12 protein-coding genes are annotated in these 21,563 nt (G+C 41.0%); 4 read left to right on the top strand and 8 right to left on the bottom strand.

From position 1 onward, the window contains the following. Positions 1-31 precede the first annotated feature (31 nt). A complete protein-coding gene (locus VXM68_RS21640) occupies positions 32-1,744 on the top strand; it encodes a RagB/SusD family nutrient uptake outer membrane protein (RefSeq protein WP_367210017.1) in 1,713 nt (570 codons plus the stop codon). A gap of 434 nt (positions 1,745-2,178) precedes the next feature. Here the strand turns inward: VXM68_RS21640 and VXM68_RS21635 are convergent, their stop codons facing one another. After that, positions 2,179-2,676 (bottom strand): DinB family protein, encoded by a 498-nt coding sequence (locus VXM68_RS21635; RefSeq protein WP_367210016.1) that lies wholly within the window; start codon positions 2,674-2,676, stop codon positions 2,179-2,181. A 307-nt stretch (positions 2,677-2,983) separates the two neighbouring features. On the opposite strand from VXM68_RS21635, the gene VXM68_RS21630 reads away from it, so the two are divergent. Then, positions 2,984-8,983 (top strand): alpha-2-macroglobulin family protein, encoded by a 6,000-nt coding sequence (locus VXM68_RS21630; protein WP_367210015.1) that lies wholly within the window; start codon positions 2,984-2,986, stop codon positions 8,981-8,983. A gap of 73 nt (positions 8,984-9,056) precedes the next feature. Here the strand turns inward: VXM68_RS21630 and VXM68_RS21625 are convergent, their stop codons facing one another. The 4 genes from VXM68_RS21625 to VXM68_RS21610 all read right to left on the bottom strand — a co-directional run bounded on the left by VXM68_RS21625 (position 9,057) and on the right by VXM68_RS21610 (position 15,277). Continuing rightward, positions 9,057-10,496: a TolC family protein gene (locus VXM68_RS21625; protein WP_367210014.1), complete on the bottom strand. Its 1,440-nt coding sequence runs from the start codon at positions 10,494-10,496 to the stop codon at positions 9,057-9,059. Beyond that, positions 10,489-13,650: an efflux RND transporter permease subunit gene (locus tag VXM68_RS21620; protein ID WP_367210013.1), complete on the bottom strand. Its 3,162-nt coding sequence runs from the start codon at positions 13,648-13,650 to the stop codon at positions 10,489-10,491. The genes VXM68_RS21625 and VXM68_RS21620 overlap by 8 nt, the downstream gene beginning before the upstream one ends. Positions 13,651-13,666: 16 nt before the next feature. Then, complete coding sequence (locus tag VXM68_RS21615) at positions 13,667-14,788, bottom strand: efflux RND transporter periplasmic adaptor subunit (RefSeq protein ID WP_367210012.1); 1,122 nt, start codon at positions 14,786-14,788, stop codon at positions 13,667-13,669. A 66-nt stretch (positions 14,789-14,854) separates the two neighbouring features. Beyond that, positions 14,855-15,277, bottom strand: coding sequence for a hypothetical protein (locus VXM68_RS21610; RefSeq protein WP_367210011.1), 423 nt, complete (start codon positions 15,275-15,277; stop codon positions 14,855-14,857). A gap of 359 nt (positions 15,278-15,636) precedes the next feature. Here VXM68_RS21610 and VXM68_RS21605 point away from each other — a divergent pair, with 359 nt between their 5' ends. Both VXM68_RS21605 and VXM68_RS21600 read left to right on the top strand, forming a co-directional pair. Then, complete coding sequence (locus tag VXM68_RS21605) at positions 15,637-16,371, top strand: YoaK family protein (protein ID WP_367210010.1); 735 nt, start codon at positions 15,637-15,639, stop codon at positions 16,369-16,371. Between the two features lie 112 nt (positions 16,372-16,483). Beyond that, positions 16,484-16,891, top strand: a complete 408-nt coding sequence (locus VXM68_RS21600; RefSeq protein ID WP_293952186.1) for a hypothetical protein — start codon at positions 16,484-16,486, stop codon at positions 16,889-16,891. Between the two features lie 52 nt (positions 16,892-16,943). On the opposite strand, the gene VXM68_RS21595 is transcribed toward VXM68_RS21600, so the two are convergent. The 3 genes from VXM68_RS21595 to VXM68_RS21585 all read right to left on the bottom strand — a co-directional run bounded on the left by VXM68_RS21595 (position 16,944) and on the right by VXM68_RS21585 (position 21,237). Further along, the gene (locus VXM68_RS21595) at positions 16,944-17,120 is read right to left on the bottom strand and encodes a DUF6496 domain-containing protein (protein WP_209577976.1); all 177 of its coding nucleotides are present in this window, start codon (positions 17,118-17,120) and stop codon (positions 16,944-16,946) included. Between the two features lie 83 nt (positions 17,121-17,203). Then, entirely contained in the window at positions 17,204-19,015 is a 1,812-nt protein-coding gene (locus VXM68_RS21590; RefSeq protein ID WP_367210009.1) for a glycoside hydrolase family 2 protein, read from the bottom strand. 182 nt (positions 19,016-19,197) lie between these two features. Continuing rightward, positions 19,198-21,237: a M13 family metallopeptidase gene (locus VXM68_RS21585; RefSeq protein WP_312363391.1), complete on the bottom strand. Its 2,040-nt coding sequence runs from the start codon at positions 21,235-21,237 to the stop codon at positions 19,198-19,200. Between the last annotated feature and the right edge of the window lie 326 nt (positions 21,238-21,563).

The following is a 21,563-nucleotide window of genomic DNA, read 5'->3' as shown; positions in this document are numbered from 1 at the left end:
CATTTATTTTTCAAAAATCAATTACATACACATGAAAAAGACGATTAACAATTATACCACCTTATTTTCCATATTGGCTTTGTTATCCGTAGGAGCCAGCTCTTGTGGTAAAGGCTATTTGGACGAGAAACCATATTCTAATTACGATGCAACGAATGTTGATCCGACGACAGTGGAGAACAGGTTGCTGGGTTTACATTATAACTTTGCCCAGCTTTGGGGCTACAGTGGCAGGCAAGGATTTCTTTCCTGTTGGCAGATCGGGACGGATATTGCGAGTGCTGGATCGACAGAGGGGGTTGAGAATCCTTTTTACCAATATGCCGATCTCAATTCAGAAAATGGAGGCGTAAGTTTCTTGTGGGAAAAATGCTATGCATTTATTAATAATGCCAACCTCATCATTGACGGAGTAGGCGATAGCAATCCGAAGGCCGCCGCTGAGGCACGATTTTTTCGCGCATACGCCTATAATATGCTGGTTACTTTGTGGGGAGATGTACCTCTGTTGACCAGCTCCATTAAAGTGCCTTCATTTAATTATACACGAACCGCTGTTGCTGAAATTGACAAGGTTATCGCCGATGATTTGAATTATGCCGTGAAAGAACTTCCTGATCTTGCTACAGCGAGTACAGCTAGCCGAATCAATAAGGATATGGCGAGACAGCTTGCTGCAGAAGCTTTTTTACGTATTGGTATGCGTGACGCAAGCTATTTTGCACAAGCTGAAACGATGGCAACCGCTATTATCAATGGTGGTAACTATAAGTTGATTGAGGCACGTTATGGCAAATACCTGGCCGAAGGTGGTGATTACTTTAGGGATATGTTTCGTCAGGGAAACATGCGCCGTAGGCAGGGAAATACCGAGGCCATCTGGACTTTTGAGTTGGAGTATAACCGAGAGGTTAATGGCGGTACAATAGATAACCCACAGCAGCGCCGGGTATGGCAGCCGGCTTACCACAAATGGGACGGTATGGTCAATGCTGATTCGCTGGGCGGAAGAGGAAATGGCCGTTTACGGTTGAGTAATTTTATGAAATATACGGTATGGAAAGGGCTGAAAGGCGATATCCGGAATAGCAATTTCAATATACGCAGGACAACCAATTATAATCGTCCGAATTTCAGCGCAGAAATTGGTGTTGATGCGGATGGTTATCGGGTTGCAAAAGGTGCAGGAACTAAAAACATCGTCATTAAAACCGGAGATAAGGTCGTTCCTTTCCGTACCGATAGTTTGGAAGTCTGGTATCCATTTCCAACGAAATGGGGTGGTTATGATCCACTCGATGATTTTGGTTATGCGCTGGTGAAAGACTGGCCAGTCATGAGATTTGGAGAAACCTATTTGCTGCGTGCAGAAGCTCGGTTGCGGCAGGGAAATGCAGCCGGTGCGGCGGAGGATATCAATAAGCTGCGTGATCGATCATTTAAAGCAGCACGCGCAGAGTCTGGTAATAATCAGTTAGGTAAAGTGGCCTCAAGTGATTTGACGGTAGATTTTATCTTAGATGAACGCGCCAGAGAACTGATTTCAGAAGAGAACCGTCGGATGACTTTAGTCCGAACCAATAAACTGAAAGAACGGATTTTACGCAATGGGGATGCGGGACCTGCAAATAAGATAACAACTGGTTTTCAGGATTATAATGCTTTATTACCTATCCCCTTAAGTGAAATTCAGCTGAACAATAAAGACGGTGACAACCTGAAACAAAATATGGGCTATAAATAGTATTTTTTTGCGGATTAAACGTTTATTGTGGGGGGTGAAAGACCCTATTTGCAGGCAATGGGCTGATGCTCGAATCAGCTCATTGCCTTTTTTTAGGATAATGCTATTGTCGTTTAACATTACTGATGTTTATGTTAATGTATTTGATCAATAGCCATTACCGCAAGATCATCCGTTTTGGGATTGCCCTACTATTATTGTAGCCCGAATATTGCGAGCAGAATTAATATAGGCTCGTCCGTCTTACAGGTGGAGGATAATCATTTTGCGAAGAAAAAGTGCTTGTTAAATTTTATGTTTATGCTAGACGATAATAAGGGAGAAGATAGTATGTTTAACGTTGCGGTGTAATGCTCCGCTTGAAGACTGGAATTTTTGAGGAAAACCTACACTTTTTTGGATGAAAGTGTAGGTTTGGTCAACCCACTTTTGGCCTAAAAATTCTGCGAATCCGCAGAGGGGCCATAACTCGCTGGTAAAGGAATATCGTTGAGCCTATAATACACGCCTAATTGTGCTCTGTGATGTGTGATCTGATTTAATGCGTGGCGAATCGCTTCATATTTGCTCCAACTTGCCAATATATGGCCGTCATTTTTAATTGCCCAGTTTCCGGCCAAGTCTAACTCTTGCGCTTTTTCTAAGGCGTCTATTCCCGCTTGGTATGCTTCGTCCAATTTTTTTAAAAGATCTTCGGATGTCGCTAGGCTTGTAGGGACGTAAGGAACTTTGGCAAAATCAAGTTCTGAGGTTTTTAAAACGGTACTTGGCCATTCAAAAACCTCGACTATGTGAGTTGCCAGACGCATCATTTTCATACTTTTCTGATGTGGTGCATACTCATTCTTTCCAACCGGAAAAAGTGCGATAAAGTTTCTTGTAATTTGATACTCATTCGCTAACTCTGCTTTTAATTGTTGTAACGTATTCATTTTTTTTTGATTATGATTTAAAAATTTGATCCTACTTCCCATAGGGATATGCACAAAGATCAATCCAATGAGTGACAATAGTTTGTCAGCATAATCGCTGCCCCCGTTCGGCCGCTGTTGATTTTTCTTCAGACACTGAAGTTGTAGCTTCGATTAAAGAGCGGTTGAAGTTGTATTTTTCTTCATTTATGGAATAATGATATTCTCAACATCCCTGCACAAAAGTTGAAGTACTGGATGAAAGAATCTAGTGCTTGGGTTTAGTTAATTTTATTTATTTTTAAAAGAATTTAGCCAGTATCTAAATATGAAATGGAAATCATTTGTAGTATGCTTTTTAGCTGTGTTGTATGCTTCTGTACTTTGTGGACAATCGAGCTTATTCGATAGTCCACGCGGTTCTGCTGACTATTATATTTATAAGCTAAGCCCTGAGATTTTAAAAAAGATTCATTTGGATGGAAGAAAATTCGATGAAGCCATGCTCAGCGATTTTATTGTAAAATATAAGGTTGGAGACTCAAATCCGGTGTTACCACGTGGTAACTATGTAGAGGTCCGCGCTAATGGAACAGATCTCATGTATCGGGAGTTGATCAGCGATAACCTATATGTCAAAATTATTCCTGCGAAAGCTTTTGCGATTTGTCTATACGATTCTTTGGGAACGATTATAAAAGATGCGCAGGTAAAAGTGAACGGACGTCGCATGTCACTCGATAAAAAGTTCCATTATTATACAGCTGCCAATGCAAATACTGACGATATCGTCAGTATTGAACATCAGGGTGTCTATCATTATCTGACTGTAGAAAGGGTCTGGCCCTATAAAGATAAGGTGTTATTATGGAAAAAAATCAGCAACCGCTGGCTCAGAACTCGGTTGAAAATTCAGCGGATCTTTCATAAAAAAGAAACTGGTGGTACAGAAAGCTTTATGGTTTTTAATAAACCGATGTATAAACCAAATGAGCAAGTTAAATTTAAAGCGTATCTGGAGAAAACAAAATGGAAACCTTACCGTGATTCTATCGTCGTACGTCTAACGGGAGGATATGGTTATGCGAAGGATACCATTTTGGCTCGCCTAGCGCCTTATCGTCCGGGCATGTATAACTTCGCATTTGATTTGAAGGGGTTGGGCCTTACTCTGGATAGAAATTATTGGATTTCTTTGGAATCTCCGAAAACCAAACTAGTCTTGCATCGACAGCATTTCCGATATGAAGACTATGAGCTAAAAAGTCTGAGCTTTACTATGACTTCTGAAAAGACAGATTATGCCAAAGGAGACAGCGTGCGGCTGAAACTTAAAGCAGTAAATGAAAATGATATGCCCATATACGATGGGAAAGTCGATTTACAGGTGGTGGCTAGTCCAGTTTTGATACATACTTTAAAAGCCAATAAGGTCAATTTTATTCCAGATACATTATGGAAAAGAAGTGTTTCGCTTGCAGATGTGGCAGAAAAGGAGATTGTATTACCGGATTCAATTTTTCCGCCTGACATTGGTATTTCCTTTCGCGTTATTGGTACTTATTTAAGTTCGGATAATGAAAGAATAGCGCGAAGCCTTGATCTCCGTAGGCTCAACCGCGAAAAGGAAATCCGTGTTACGGTCAAAGATGGACAAGCATCGCTGAACTATGTGGAAAAGGGCATTGAGCAACCAGCATCTGCTGAGCTCAAGATATTTGGAGAACATGATGAAGTGCTGAAGGCTGAAAATTTAAGCTTACCAAATCTGGTTTCAATACCTTGGCAGGCCAAAAAACTTGTTGTCAAATCGAATGGTTTTAGTAAAAGTGTTGATCTGGAGGAACAACAGCAGGTCCAACTAAATTATCAATTTTACCGCACTGTAGATTCGGTACTATTGCATGTCGGCAACCCTGCTAGTATTCCATTTTGGTATCAAGTTCATCGTGGTGGTCGTATGATTGCTGCAGGCTATGAAACCGAATTGAATCGCGCATTTTTAGCTCGTGGAAAAGAGGGGTACAGCTTGGAGATCACCTACCTTTTTGGAGGAAAATCCAAAGTTATTCGTGAGGAATTGCCCTATGTGGAGAAAAATTTAAATTTGGAAGTTAATACCGCCACGACAGTATATCCGGGGCAGAAGGCTTTGTTCGAATTTTTTGTTACGGATAAGAAGGGCAAACCCTTGAAAGATGTCGATATTACAGCCTATGGTTTTACCTCAAAGTTTAAGTCAGCCGGGTCGCCAAAAATTACCGTCGGCGGGCTGATGCGCAGGGCGGCGGTCGGGCAAAACCTTCATGTTAGTTTGGATGATGATGAAAAAGTTTATCAGGGAGCGCTGCAAGATTATGAGAAATGGTCTAAAGTAATGCAGTTGGATACAATGCCCTTTTATCAGTTTTTAAATCCAGACGTCTATTTTCAGGAGTCTCTTCCGCTCAATGCCGTTAAGAGTCAGGTATCCCCTTACATTGTAGTAAACGGTGCTGTACAAGGGATTCATCTGGTTTGGATAGACGGCGTACTGACCTATGCTAAGCAAGATCAGCAAAATAATCCTACTATTTTTGAGGTTGCTCCAGGGCAGCATGATTTTAGGTTTAGAACCAAGGATCGTGACATTCGGGTAGAGGGGTATTATGTTGAAAAGGGAAAAAAGGTCATTGTTTCCTTTAATGCTTCACGAGATACGATTGGTTTTGATTACCCCGACAAAGCACGGAGAAAAGGCCATATTTCGGTTCTTCGATTGCCAAAAGAGCAACAGAGTAAGCTTTTCGATAAAGAAGTGGCCGAATTGAAACGACAGTTGATCACCGTGACCAACAATTTTGGAGCCTGGCAATTACCCAATAGTAATGTGCTGATCGAGCGACCAGCATATATCCAAACTGCTGGAGATCTCTATTACCTCAATCCGGTACAGCGAAGCGTTTACAATAATAGGTTGCAGAAACAGGTTCCCATTCCGCTGATGGCAGGGCCATTTCCAAGAACAGAAATGTATAATGGTGTGTCCAAAATAGGTACGCTTATGGTGGATACAGCGAAAATTGGCCGGTTTGAAATTGAGGGCGGCTATCAATATAGCATCTATAAAAACTATCAAAAGCAAAAAAGCTGGGATGGTAATCTTATCCGGCTGGATCTGTATGATTATAAACCAAGTTTAGATTTTCGGGAGAAAGTATGGTCGATAGAGGATATCAAGGCAAATGTAGAGCAGCGTTTTAGGGAGACGATGCAAAACAGTGCTGGACTTGCACAGTTTGCTACGGTGAAAAGAGAACATGAAAATGCTGGTTTTAAACTTAATTTAATGTTGGGCAATGATGCTTCACAAAAAAGCATTCGACCTACATTGATCTTTATCGAGCCGACGAATGTAGCGGAGCGAATGTATTTTCGCCTGTTTTACGGTGGACATCGAACTTTTGGAGATCTTCCGGTCGGCGATGTTACTTTGCATATTGTACAGGATGATTCAACTTCCTTTAGTTTGCCCGTCAAGCTCAAAGCGCATGGAATGAATTATTTGAAACTAGATTCTATCCAATGGAGTAAGACCTCCCAAGCAGCTCGGTTAGCTTACAAACTTGTACGGGATGAAATTATTCTGCGTACCGTGGATAATCCATTACGCGATGCTATCCAGGCTGCACAAGAAAACGATCTGCAGAGCTTAAAAATCAACCGGGATGATTTTAGCGCGCGAAGAGAGAGCAGCACGGCTGCGCGGATTTTGGTTTATGACGGTGATACGCCTTTAATTGGTACTAAAGTGCTTGATCGGGAGACGAAAAAGCAATATTTTACCAGTTTTGACGGTAGTTTGGAAATTGAGCTCTCCAACAATAAAAATACGGTACTTGAGATCGTAGCATTAGGGTACAATACCGCTACAGTTAAAGTCTCCAGTGGCAAAGATTATTTCGTGGAATTAAAGCCAAGCGAAAATGAATTGGACGAAGTGATTGTGATGGGATATGGCGTCCAGAAAAGACAATCATTGACTGCGGCAGTGCAATCGATCGATGCTAGGATGGATGGGGTGACTACGGCTATGTTACAGGGTGCGGTAGCGGGAATTCGAATTCGTGGAGCTGCGAGCCCTTCCCCTAGCGATAAGCCGTTAATTTTAGTGGATGGGCTTCCTTTTGAGGGTGATATTTCAAGTATTGATCCTGCTAGCATCGCGTCATTTAATGTGATTAAAGACCAATCCATGCTTGCCCTATATGGTGCTCGTGCTGCCAATGGTGTAGTGATGGTTCAGCTGAAAGCCGGAACTGCTGCAGTAGTGAAGGGTGCGGCGGATATGCCCTATTTGGAATCTGGAAATACGATGCGTGTAAACTTTCACGATGATGCATTCTGGCAGCCAAAGCTCACGACCGATGCTCAGGGAAGAGCTCATTTTGAAGCGACTTATCCGGATGATATTACGAATTGGCGAACATTCTTTATTGCTAAAGGAGGTGAAAATTTCGCCGACATGAAAGAGCTAAATGTCAAATCCTTTAAAGCTGTTTCGGCACATCTGGCAACTCCCCGATTTGCCATCAGAGGTGACCAGTTTACCGCCATGGGACGGGTTGTTAATTATGTTAGCGATAGCTTACAGCTCGCGCGTACCATCAACAATGGGTTAACAACGCAGGAGGCAAAGTTGAACATTGCGAAGTCCTATCGGGATCGTATATCGGTCATTGCCAATCAAGGTGACAGTATTCAGCTGTCTTATTCGATCGGAATGTCCAACGGATATTTTGATGGTGAAAAACGAAGCATTCCGATATTTGAAAAGGGGCTTGAACAGCATGAAGGAGATTTTAAAGTGCTCAACGGTGCGGCAGAATATGTGCTTAAAACTTCTCCGGCGCTAGGCGAGATCACCTTTCATGCCGAAGCAAATTCGCTGGAATTTTTACAACGCGAAATCGAATCGATCGATCGTTACAAATTTCTTTGCAATGAACAGATGGCCTCCAAATTAAGCGCATTGCTTTCGAAAAAGGTGCTAACTAAATTAATTGGAAAGCCCTTTACAGAGGATAAGAAAATAAGGGATCTCCTGAAAGAGTTACAGAAAAACAAAAATGCCAATCAGGGCTGGGGCTGGTGGAACAAGAGTGAAACTGTGACCTGGATCAGCAACTATGTGATCGGGGTACTGCTGGATGCGCGCGAAGCCGGATACCAGGTTGAGATCGATACGGAGAGCTATGCAGAACGTGAAAAGGCCCTATTGAAAAGCAGCTTGGCTTCGCTGGATTTTCTATTGGATAAAGATCAGCTTCACGGGGCCAAAGAGAATTTGTTTAGCTCCGTGCTATATCTACTCCGGTTGGATCCTAAAACCGATTACAAAAACTATTTCTTCGAAATTGATACAAAACTGAAAAGTAAAACCATCAAGGATAAACTGTTGAAATATCTCTTGATTTCAAAACTGGGTCTTAAAGATTCTCATGCGGCAGATACTATTCTTAAATACGCCTCAAAGACTATCTTAGGCGGGCTTTATTGGACTTCTGGAACTACAACAGATCAGAAAGGCAGATTTTTTATGCGACCTACGGAGACCAATACTGAGAATACACTGTTGGCTTATCATGTCTTAAGATCAATTGGTGGTCATGATTCGGATTTAGAAAATATCCGTAATTACTTTTTCGCGCAGCGGCAGCAAAACCAATGGTATAATATCTACGAATCTTCGCGTATCATACGAAGTATTCTTCCTGATTTACTGAAAGAGGGTGAGTCTTTCCAGGCACCGGTTATGGTCATCAATGGCAAACGTATCACGACATTTCCGTATACGCAAAGCTTTAAGTCGGATGAACAGATTAAAGTGCGGAAAGAAGGGACGGGGCCGGGGTTTGTGACAGCCTATCAACATTTTTGGAATCCAGATCCTGCCGTAGAAAAAGAAAAGGGGCTTGCCGTGACAACGCGATTTAAGGACAACGGTGCTACGGTAGCGGCGCTCAAGGAAGGAAAGCCTGTAAAACTTGAAGCAAGTGTAACGTTAACTGGTGAAGCGGAGTATGTGCAGATCGAAGTTCCGATACCGGCAGGATGTTCTTATGAAACCAAAACCAATGGATACTATAGAATCGAAGCGCACCGAGAGCATTTTAAAGATCGTGTTGTCATTTTTTGCAACAAACTGGGGAAAGGTACGCATACCTTTGAGATTGAACTTTTACCTCGTTATACCGGGACTTATACAGTCAATCCAGCGAAGGCTGAATTAATGTATTTCCCGACATACTATGGAAACGAGAAAATGAAAGAAATCGTGGTGGAGTAAATATGCTTTTACAAAAAAAAGGGACTTATCACATGATAAGTCCCCAACATATAAAAACTAAAATTAAATTGTGCTATTGATGATCCCATCCACCCCCCAGGGATCTGTATATGGCTACGCTCGCTTTGAGTTGGTTGACCTTCTTCTCCACAAGCTCAAATTTGGATTCCAGGGCATCGCGTTGCGTTAGTAGAACTTCCATATAATCTGCGCGGGCGTATTTAAAAAGGTCGTTGGAAATACCGATAGACTCATTTAATGCATCCACTTCCTTGGTCTTAATTTGTAGGCCATTCTCCAGGTTTTTAATTTTAGAGAGTTGGTTTGCAACTTCAATATAAGCAGCCAATATGGTTTGCTCATAATGGTAAACAGCCTGAACCTGTCGTGCATTTGCGCTGTAATAAGCGGCTTTAATTGCCCGTTTGTTGATCAGAGGGGCGGTGAGTTCACCAACGAGGGAAGAAAGAAAAGATTCTGGCTTAATGAGATAAGTCGGATCAAAAGCTTGAAAACCTACTCCTGCCGCAATGTCCAAAGACGGGTAAAAGCGGGCTTTGGCCGATTTAATATCCAGTTTGGATGCAGCAAGTTCATACTCCGCCTGCTTAATATCTGGCCTGTTCTCCAAGAGATCGGCCGGGATGCCTGCATAAACGGTTTGCGGAACAAGCTTATCAAATGATTGTTGATCCCTTTGAACCGGCTGCGGGAATCTTCCAACAAGGTAGTTTATTCTATTTTCTGTTTCTGTGATTTTCTGCTTGATATCATATTGCATACCTTGGGTTTTCAATATCTGGGCTTCAAATCTTTTGACGGCAAGCTTATTGGATCGTGCATTTTTCTTCAAGTCATTGACGACAGCCAGCGCATTGTTTTGAATCTTTACATTCTCATTGATAACTAGGAGTTCATTGTCGAGTGCAAGGAGTTCATAGTAGGAATCTGCAATTTCAGCGATCAGATGAGTGACCATAAAGTTTTTGCCTTCTACACTTGCAAAATACCGCTGTAACTGAGCCTTCGTTGCGTTATGGAGTTTACCCCAGATATCTGTTTCCCATTGTGCTTGTACACCTACTCCAAAATCAAATAGCGGTTCAGGCATTTCACGGCCGGGTTCGATTTCTGTATTCTTTTCCATCGCTCCAATGTTCGTGTAACGACTCACTTTGTCGACTCCGGCACCAACTTTTACACCAACAGAAGGTAGATATTCACCTTTTTTGGCACTTACCTCGTTTTGGGCAATTTGAATTTCCTGAAGCATAATATGTAGCTCCTGGTTGTTTGCCAATGCCTGCCCGATGAGTCCTTGTAAGTTGGGGTCCTTAAAATAGTTTTTCCAATTGATTTTTCCAGTATTCAAGGTGTCGCTTTCAGCATTACTATATTTCTCAGGTACGTTTTTATTTTCAGTACGTTGTTTTATTTCAAGTGGTTTGCAGGCCGCAAGACTAAGCAAGAAAAGCGCGAAACCTGTATAGTGATATAATTTATTCTTATTCATAATGTATCATGTCTTCGCTTAATGGTGAATCTTCTTCGGCTTGAATCATTTTTCTTCCGTCAGCCAATTTTGCAAAAATATAGTAGAGTCCGGGGATCACGATAACGCCAAAGACCGTTCCGACGAGCATCCCCCCAAGTGCGGAAGCACCTATGGTGTGATTACCTATCGCACCAGCTCCGCTGGCAAATACGAGTGGAACAAGTCCAGCGATAAAAGCAAACGAGGTCATGAGAATAGGTCTGAAACGTGCTCGTGAGCCCTCAATTGCTGCCTCTAATATACTGTCGCCAGCTTGTCGCCTTTTCACGGCAAATTCCACAATGAGCACGGCATTTTTACCCAATAAACCAATAATCATAATCAGCCCGACCTGTGCATAGATGTCATTTTCAAGTCCCATAGCTTTTAAGAGGAAGAACGATCCAAATACACCAACTGGTAGCGACAACAATACCGCAAACGGGATGATGAAGCTTTCGTACTGCGCAGCAAGTACAAGATAAACGAAAACTAAGACGACTAGAAAGACATAAATAGCTTCGTTTCCACGTTGTGCCTCATCGTAGGAGAGGCCTTCCCACGCCACCTTGTAGCCGTGCGGTAATGTCTGAACTGCGGTTTCGTTGATTGCCTGAATGGCATCGGCCGTTGTATATCCATTGGCCGGAAGCCCGCGGATGGCGGCTGAATTGTACATATTGTAACGAGTAATCTCATTTGGTCCCTGTGTTTTTTTAAGGGTCATAAAGGCCGAATAAGGAACCATCTGATCATGATCGTTTTTGACGTATAGGTTCATGATATCCGAAGGTAACCTTCTAAATTCTGGTGATGATTGTACATAGACCTTGAAGAATTGACCAAAACGGATAAAGCCCTGTTCATAGGTACTACCGATAAGGATATTGAGATTATCCATGGCTTTACCTATCGAGACTCCTTTCTGCATAGCCGCATTATTGTCAAAAACCAGTTCGTATTGCGGGTAGTTGGCGGCAAAGAAAGTAAAGACTCCAGTCAGTTCCTTACGTTTCTTGAGATTGGCGATAAATGCTTTATTCACTTTATCGAAATCTTGGTAATCGGTGGTTCTATTGAGGTCGAGTAGGCGCATGGAGAAACCACCTGAAGAACCAAAACCCGGAACAGCAGGAGGTTCGAAGAATTCTACTGTGGCACCTAAATTTTTAGATTTTTCTTCGAGTTCTTCCATGATCTCCTTCACTGAATGTTCACGTTCACCCCAGGTTTTGAGGTTGATAAGACAGGTTCCGGCATTCGATCCACGGCCTTCGGTCATGATTTCATAACCTGCCAGTGATGAGACAGATTCAACCCCATCTACCCCTTGACAAATCTTTTGGAGCTCTCTGGAAAGCTTGTTGGTTTGTTCGAGCGTTGATCCTGGAGGCGTCTGAATAATGGCATATATTGTACCTTGATCCTCACTCGGTATAAAACCTCCTGGTAGCGTTTTGTTAATGACGAAAATGCCGACACAGAAAGCGATTAAGATACCCCATGTCACCACTCTTCGGCTGGCAATTTTACGAAGTAAGGAGGCATATTTGCCGGTTATTTTATCGAAAGTTCGGTTAAAAACGTCAAGAGATTTAGTGAATACGTTTGATTTTTTGGGTTTACCGTGGTTATTTTTTAATAACATTGCGGCAAGCACAGGAGTAAGTGTTAACGCGACTACGGCCGATATCACGATGGAACTTGCCATGGTAATTGAAAATTGACGGTAAAATGTTCCGACAGGACCCGTCATAAATGAAATGGGGATAAAAACGGCTACCATAACAGCTGTAATGGCGATAATAGCACCTGCGATTTCGGCCATGACTTCTTTTACTGCACTGTACGGCGATATGGCACTTTCTTCCATTTTGGCATGTACGGCTTCAATGACTACAATGGCATTGTCTACGACAATCCCGATGGCAAGCACCAACGCAAACAAGGTCACTAAGTTGATCGACATGCCGAACCATTGGATGACGAAGAATGTACCTATCAACGAAACGGGCACGGCGATAATCGGAATTAAAGTCGAACGCCAGTCGCCCAGGAAAATAAACACGACAATAGCAACTAAAATAAAAGCATCGCGTAGGGTATGCATCACCTGTTCGATCGAAGCATCCAAGAATTGGGATACGTCATAGCTGATTTTATAGTCTATACCCGGCGGAAAGTTATCTTTCATTTCAGCAAGTTTGGCTTTTACATCTTTGATTACGTCATTGGCATTACTACCATAGTTCTGTTTCAACACGATCGAAGCCGACGGATGCCCGTCCAAATTGGAATAGATATCAAAAAATTCACTTCCCAGTTCGACTTTAGCCACGTCTTTTAACTTGATGTTTTCACCGTCGCCGTTTGCGCGAACAATAATATTTTCGTATTCTTCAGGTGTATTGTACTGCCCTTTGTAAGTCAGGACATATTCGAGGGATTGCGCAGCAATACCTGAGCTTTGTCCCAGTCGACCGGGACGGCCAATGATACTTTGTTCTCCTATTGCTTTCATCACTTCATCAACTGATAAGCTATAGGCGCGCATGCGATCCGGATTTAACCATACACGCATAGCATATCTACGGCTACCCAAAATTTGCGATTTGGCAATGCCGTGGATACGATTGATTTCGGGAATGATATTTACTGTTGCATAATTGTATAGGAACTTTTCGTCCATACTTTTATTTGTACTGTAGAGATTCACGTACATCAACATACTCGGCTGAATTGGATTAACGACGACCCCTTCCTTTTGGACAAGTTCAGGCAGAAGTGGCATCACCTGATCCACCCGGGTTTTGACCAATACGACGGCATCGTTGGGATCTGTGCCGGGATCAAATACAACGTTTACGGTCGCTTCACCTGCACTGGTTGCATCTGTGGCGATATAGCGCATTCCTTGTACACCGTTGATGGCATTCTCAAGGGTAATCAGTGACGATTTTACAAGTACATCCGCACTTGCACCAGGGTAGGCAATAGATACCGCAACTGTGGTCGGTGCGATTTTCGGAAATTGCTCTGTAGGAAGTTGCTTGATAGCCAGACCTCCAATAAATAGGATGACAACCGATATGACAATAGCAAATACCGGTCGATGTATTACTTTTTTAAACATGATGCTGCTTTTTTAATTACTCTGCATATAAATCTAAGTTTGACATGACTTTCTCCGGCGTCTGATATTTGGATTCAATAGTCTGGTTTTCCTGTACCATGCGAAGTCCATTCAGCAGAATCTTTTCGTCCTTACTCAATCCGGAAGAAACAACATAGATATGTGGCAGTTCGGCAGCAACTTTTATTTCTCTAGCTTTTACTTTATTATCTTTTGTAATAACATATACATATTTTTTTTCAAGCTCCTCGAAAGTCGCTTTTTGGGGGATCATAAGCGCATTGTTATAGGGGGATGTAATGACAATATTCCCTGTCTCGCCATAGCGTAATAAGCCCTTTGGATTAGGGAAAGTCGCTCGGTAGGCAATATTGCCCGTTTCATTATTGAAGTCTGATTCGATGGTCTCGACAATCCCCTCATGGCCAAATTCTTTTCCATTGGCCATGTTTAACCGCACATGCAGTGGGCTATTGTCTTTTTTTGCGTCCATTTGGTTGAGGTATTCCACTTCGGGGACATTGAAGTAAACCCACATCTTACTATTGTCGGACAGCTCAGTGATCAACTCGCCCTCATCTACAAGACTTCCTTTACGCACATGTAGCTTACCAACAATTCCTGAGAATGGTGCTACGATGTCGGTAAATTTGAGGTGCGTATTCATAGCGGCTAACTCAGCTTTGGCTTTTTCATATTTTGCTTTTGCCATTTCAGTTTCCTGCGGCGCTACAATATCTTTTTCAGACAGGTTTTTGGTGTTCTGATATTCGATTTCAGCATATTTTACCTCGGCTTTGGCGCGATTAACATCGGACTCATAGAGGTTGGGCATGATTTTAAAGAGGGGTTGTCCTTTTTGTACAAACTGACCCTCGTCGACAAATATCGATTGAATGTAACCTTTCTCCTGCGCGCGGAGTTCAATATGGTTAATCGAACGGATTTGGGCGACATAATCTTTATTGACGATGGTATCTTTGACCAAAGGTGTAGTAACGTTGAAAACTGCAGCTTCTTTTTTCTCTTTTTTTCTGACTGGCAGCTTGTCGATAGCATAATAAGGCACAGGCTTGTATACATGAAGCTTCTCATGAACATGATGATAGTTTTTAATTATTTTCGAAAAATTGAACAATAGTGTAACATGCTTTCAATTGATTTTGAAAGCTATTTTGATGTTTTTTAAGAAAGTATTAAAAAATCACAGCCTGAAAACACTGTATTGGATATATAGTGCGTTTTTGCGGAGAGTAAGAGGTGTTGTATTTGCTAGCGAAACCGCGGTGAGCGTATTGTGAAATTGGGGGAGGAAATCGTTTATTATATTGCCAAAACTGTCTCCTGTAAGTGCGAATAAATTTGGGCTATTGGAATCATTTCCTGTGTCATCGTTTTCATTTTCATTTTCTGAAAAGTAAGCTCTTAATTTTTCGTGCCGATGACGTTTAGTTTTGCGAATGACTTTGGTTCCATAACCTTTGCTTTCTACCTGATGACTGTGGTGATTGGCCGCATTCAGGTGGAAGTCAGGTGAATATTTTGGTGTGGAAATAGCATACCAGCCAAAACTGATAAGTATTGCGTAAAATACGCTGCACACATATTGATGGAATTTTCCTTGCATCGCTGTGAGCAAATGTAATTAAACTTTAAAAATGATACAAGCGGTTTTGGTCTACAAATTTTAAAGTTTAAGTGAATTGTTACAAAATGTTTAAATTGTATGTTAACGCGTTTAAAATGCCTTATTTCCGAAACAGCTGATTTGTTGATTGCTATAAAATCTGACGCCTTTTATATGATCTTAATCCTTTCGATATGAACTAATGTATTCGTATTTTTGACTCGTTTTATCACCTGTTGTCTAGGATAATAACATGATGAGCTTTTGGTGAATGCGCATGACGGACAGCGTTTTGTCAATCTCAATCATAAGCATCTGGGTGAAATGTGGAATAATGTAGGATATAAAGTTTAGTTCAAATGTTTAGACACCAAGGAAGAGGAAGGAATTACATCCACAATTTGAAGTTAGCCTCAATTTTATCCTGTGTTGCGGGGCTGGTTAATATTACGGGAGTTCTTTCACTTAACACGTTGACCACAAATGTCACGGGGCACTTTGCTTTTTTTTCTGAGCAGTTGATTTTGACAAATTATAAAATGGCCTTGATTTATCTATGGTATATCGGCTTCTTTTTATTAGGAGCTTCTGTTTCAGGTTTCATTATTGAATTGGCCTCAAAAAAGAAATCCCATAATGCCTATATCATCCCAATTTGTATAGAATCTATGATTTTGATTTCTGCAGGGCTTCTCCCACTTTTCATCCGAATAGAACCACCGTTTGTAACGTTAATTTCATTCGCCCTGCTTTTTGCGATGGGACTTCAAAATGCATTAGTAACAAAAGTCTCCAAGTCCGTTGTCAGAACGACACATTTGACCGGATTGTTTACTGATTTGGGGATCGAAATTTCACAGTTGTTGTTTTATAGCGAAGTTGGTGAACGAGTGAAACTACACAAAAGTATTTTTCTTAAACTAATGATTATTGCAGGTTTTTTCATCGGAGGGATACTCGGAGGTTTTATGTTTCAATTTTTTAAATTGAAAACATTATTACTACCCGCAGTAATGCTTTTGTTTGCTTTGTGGTACGATCATATCCTGCTTCAGTTTTATCATCTGAAACGAAGTTTAAGACACGATGAATAGCATCGGTTAATTGAAGTTTTTTGCGATCAAGAAATTATCTTTTGAGCCATTTGTACTTTGGCAGAATCTTTGTGCCTCGTCGTTAACGATATTGAGTAATATAGCAATTGATATGAAAATAAGACTAACGGCCCTTCCATTTCTTCTATTTAATTTCCTCTTTTTGGTTGGATGTCATAATAATCAACCGATCAGAATGATTGATAAAGATGGAAATACACATTTGCTGACAAGAGAAGGTGATCGAAAAGGTGAATTAGGGCTAGAGCGCATTATCGCACGTGGTAATGACACGGTAATAACTATTGACGGTACAGGCCGTAAAATGATTTGGACAGCTTCCGATGTAACAAATATAGACACGACAAAGATTCAATACTATCTCAAAAAGAGAAATGGAAACAGTATTCATATTTATACACCAGTCGATGTCAATCAAAATTTTATAAATGTTGAGGATAGTCAAAATGTTTTGTCCGATCCTTATGATCATAAAGAAGAGAAAAAATCGCTACTGTAGCTTTTTTGTAGAAAGCTTAATTTGATTAAAAGAAATCCTAGCAGTATAAATGCTAGGATTTCTTTTTAGGAACTTTGGCACCTTCCTTTCGGGCTTCGGATAAGCCAATAGCAACAGCCTGTTTTTTGGAAGTTACTTTTTTTCCGCTGCCGGATTTCAATTTTCCTTCCTTCATTTCATGCATTGTCTTTTCAACTTTTTCGGATGCTTTTTCTGAATATTTTGCCATAATCGTGTTTTTTTAATGATCATTGAACACTTACTACAAGAAGAACAGCGGTTTAATTCCAATGGTTTGAACATTTTTGAACCCTATTCATTCAATTCATTTCCAACGTTAATCACGGCTTTGTTTGCTACTTTAATTTTTTCGAGGTCCATTTTTTGTATTTTACGGTCATAAGTCAACAGTCCATTGACTTCGTGTTCCACATCGGTAGTTTGCGTATAAATTGCGACACTGAGACCTTTGTATCGGAGCAGTTGCTCGACATTATCCATGAGGAATATATAGCGGTCGGTAAGTGCACCGATCGTGGGCTCGTAGGCATAAGCATTATTTTCGACAGGCCACATATGACCGCGGACAAATAGACCTACACCACCAAATTCTCCAAGCGAGGCGGCTCTTTTATTGTCAGGTTGTGAAGCTCCTTGAGGACCAACGTAGATGTGCGTATCCACAAAATCACCATTTCCGGGGTCGCCATACGCTTTCTGATAGGACGGATTGTTATTAAATCCGGAGTTCCCGTTTACTAATCGCGAAGGGTCGTATTGTTTGGTCCACGCTGTAATATTGCGTACATCGAATGCACCCCAATTCTCGTTAAACGGAACCCAAGCAATGATGGATGGCGAATTGTAGTGGTCGTCAATAATAGCTTTGTACTCGTCACGGAAAGCTTTTCGATAAATTGTTGTATCTTCTTCCGGATACCAGAGGCAGGGCATATCCTGCCACACCAGCAGCCCCATTTTATCTGCCCAGTAATAGAAACGCTGAGGCTCAGTTTTCATGTGTTTACGAATGAGATTATACCCAGCTTTCTTTGTGAATTCGATATCATATTTAAGGGCCTCTTCGGTAGGAGCTGTTAGTATTCCGTCAGGCCAGTATCCCTGATCTAACAAACCGAGCTGCATAACAAATTTGTTATTCAATAAAGGCCTTACAATTCCGTTTACCTGACCAAGTTTAATATCACGCATGCCAAAATAGCTCTTCACTTCATCGACAATTTCTCCGTTCTCCCCGTGGATACTTAATTTTAAATCGTATAAAAAGGGAGAGTCAGGAGACCAAAGTTGAGGATTATCGATAGGAATATTAGACGCAACGCCGGTTTGTAGTACCGTTTTTGAAATTTCTTTCCCGCCTACTGAAACTATGGCTGTAACTTTTGACTTTTGGGAAGTATTGACCTGTAGTTTTAGCTGACTTTCGGCTACTTTAGGCAACAATTTGATTCCCTGTATATAGCTTTTATTTACTGGCTCTATCCATACCGTTTGCCATATTCCAGAGGAAAATGTATAGTCACCGCGAGGTCCATTTTTGCCTGAAGGATACTTGCCGTCATTCTTATCATGCGCAGCTACGACAATATTATTGGTGCCAGACTTTAGAAACTCAGTGATATTGACCCAAAAGGAATCGTAACCACCTGAATGGTTACCCGCCTTTTTCCCATTTACAAATACGGTCGCATCGTGATCCACTGCGCCAAAGTGAAGGATAATATCTTTCCCTTTCCAATGTTTAGGTAGTTCGAAGTTCCTATGGTACCAGAGGTTGATTTCTTGTTTGCGCTGTATTCCAGATAAATAGGATTCTGGGCAATAGGGGACAAGAATACTTTCCCGACTCTTATCAAAAGAAATCGGCATCACAGGGTTCAGCGCATTTGGAGCATTTTTCCCACCGATATAATCCCATTTACCATTTAGACATAGCCATTCGTTCCTTTCCATTTGAGGACGTGGATATTCGGAAAGTGGAATTTGTGTTTTTTTGGCTGTTTCGGTCCATGGAGTAGAAAGCAGGGGATATTGTGCCAAGGCATTCATCCAACTGAAGAACGATAATACGAGCGCAAAAATTGAGGTTTGGGTTTTTATCATGGTACACTTAATTGGTAATTTTATAGTGAATATAAGTATACTAAAATGATTTAGTGCATTATAAAAGAAATGTTACTAGCCGATCGTTAAGCGTTAGTGTGGTTGTGATTTTAAAGAAATGGTGGGGAGATTAAGCAGAAATGTAAAGGAGCAGCCTAAAGACTGCTCCTGTAGAAGTATGATTACCAGATTTTGATTCTTTCTTCTGGAGACTTGTAGAGTTTGTCGCCCTTTTTAATGTCAAATGCTTTGTAAAAAGCATCCACGTTGATCAGTGGAGCAAAACTTCTGAAATATCCAGGGGAGTGTGGATCAGTCTTAACTTGGTTAATCATGTATTTTTCACTGGATAAGGTTCTCCATACAGTTGCCCAACTGAGGAAAAATCGCTGATCTTGCGTATATCCACTTATTTCGCCTGGATTTCCCTTATCTTTTAAATACATTTGAAGGGCATCATAGGCGATGTTGACCCCGCCTAAATCTGCAATATTTTCGCCGTTTGTAAACGTTCCGTTAACGAACGTACCTTTCACAGGTTCATATTTATCGTATTGGGCGGCCAGTGTTTTTGTTGCTTTTTCGAAATTTGCTTTATCTTCTGGTGTCCACCAGTCGACCAAGTTTCCGTCCGCATCAAATTGCGCTCCCGAATCGTCAAATCCATGGCTCATTTCATGGCCAATCACAGCGCCTATACCACCGAAATTGACCGCGGCATCAGCTTGTGCGTTGAAAAATGGAGGTTGCAGAATAGCTGCCGGAAACACAATCTCGTTGTTCACCGGATTGTAGTAGGCATTTACGGTTTGTGGAGTCATGCCCCATTCCGATTTATCGACCGCTTTTCCAATTTTAGCCAGATCTTTTTCATATCGCCAAGTGGTGATATGTTGAAGGTTAGTATACAGATTACCGCCTTTGTTTTCGGATAGAATATTTAATTTCGAATAATCTTTCCACTTGTCCGGATAGGCGACTTTTACGGTAAATTTGTTGAGTTTGTCAAGCGCTTTGCCTTTTGTGACGGAAGACATCCAAGTCAAATCGTTGATATGCACAGCAAAGCTTTTCTTTAGGTAGTCGATCAATTCGACCATTTGCGCTTTAGCTTCTGCTGGAAAATATTTTTCCACATAGAGTTTTCCAAAAGCTTCACCCAATGTGGAATTGATCAGTTCAAATCCTCTTTTATTTAATGCGCGTTGTTCTTGTTGACCTCTTAAATATTTGCCATAAAAAGCAAAGCGCATATCGCCTAATTTTTCACTTAAATAAGAAGCACTGCCATTGATCATATGGAATTTTAAGTAATCTTTGATGATAGGAAGGTTTTGAGCATTGACCAACTTGTCGAAGTTTTTGTAATAACCTAACTCTCCAATAATTACTTTTTCGGTGTTGACACCTACTTTTTTAAGGTACTCAGGTAGATTGACATTTTTAACCAATGCTGTTAATTCATCCATAGTCTGCGGGTTGTACTGCAGCGTATTATCTCGGCTCTGTTCATTGGTCAAGTAGGTTTTAGCGATACTTTTTTCGTAGTCAACGATTCCTTTTGCGGCAGCATCACTATTTTTATAGCCCAATTCTTTCAACATTGAAGCTACATATTTTTGGTATTCTGCAATAGCTTCTGTATTTTTTTCATTCTCTTTTTGATAATAATCTCTTCCTAATCCTAAAGTCGCATCGCCTAAATATACCGCATTCATTTTAGAATCTTTCAAGTCAGCGTACACGCCCCAACCGTAAAAGTTGTTTTCACCTTCTTTTGTTACCGATATTAAATAATTCTGAAGATCTTTTAAATTTTTGATGGCGTCGATTTTGCTTAAATTTACCTGAATGGGCTTAATGCCTTCGGCATTTCTTTTCTGCAAGTTCATATAGGAAGCATACAAATCTTGTATTTTTTGGCCTTCACTGCCTTCCGGAAATTTATCTTTTAATAAAGAGTTCAGAATTTTCATCGAATTGTTGTCCGTATCTTCTGCCAATTTATTGAAGCTTCCCCAAGTAGGTTTGTCGGAAGGGATTTTAGCAGTTTTCATCCAGGTCCCGCTCACATAATTGTAAAAGTCATCTTGTGGGCGTACGGATCTGTCCATCAAGCTCAAATCAAGACCTTTGTCGGAATTTGTATCTCCTGTTTGCGCTTCCGCATGCTGAGTGTAGATTCCAGCCAAGAAAATTAAGGCAAGTGTTAGTTTTTTCATTGTTTTTTAACGTTGTATGATTTCAATAATTCAATCTGGAGATACGCACAAAATACGAATAAAATAGGGTAAATTATTTGCTTCGAATAATGGAAGCTGTATCAATCCTATCACTAATAATGAGCTGCGATTTTTTAAGCTAAAAAATCGACGACACAAATGACGGTAAATTCTAATTCAGCAACAAGTAAATTTGATCATTATCGCTAATTTTACAAAACATAAGGCAATAAGAAGCCTTTTTTTTAATGCCAATTTATAGCGCAGCGAGGTTTGGTGCATTCACCGTTGAACGGATTCGTCTGACAACCAAAAGGCAAGAGATT

Origin of the sequence: Sphingobacterium sp. R2 (assembly GCF_040760075.1) — a bacterium.
Lineage (GTDB): Bacteria > Bacteroidota > Bacteroidia > Sphingobacteriales > Sphingobacteriaceae > Sphingobacterium.
Note: the sequence above shows the minus strand (reverse complement) of the source record. Positions and strands in the feature narration are given on the sequence as shown.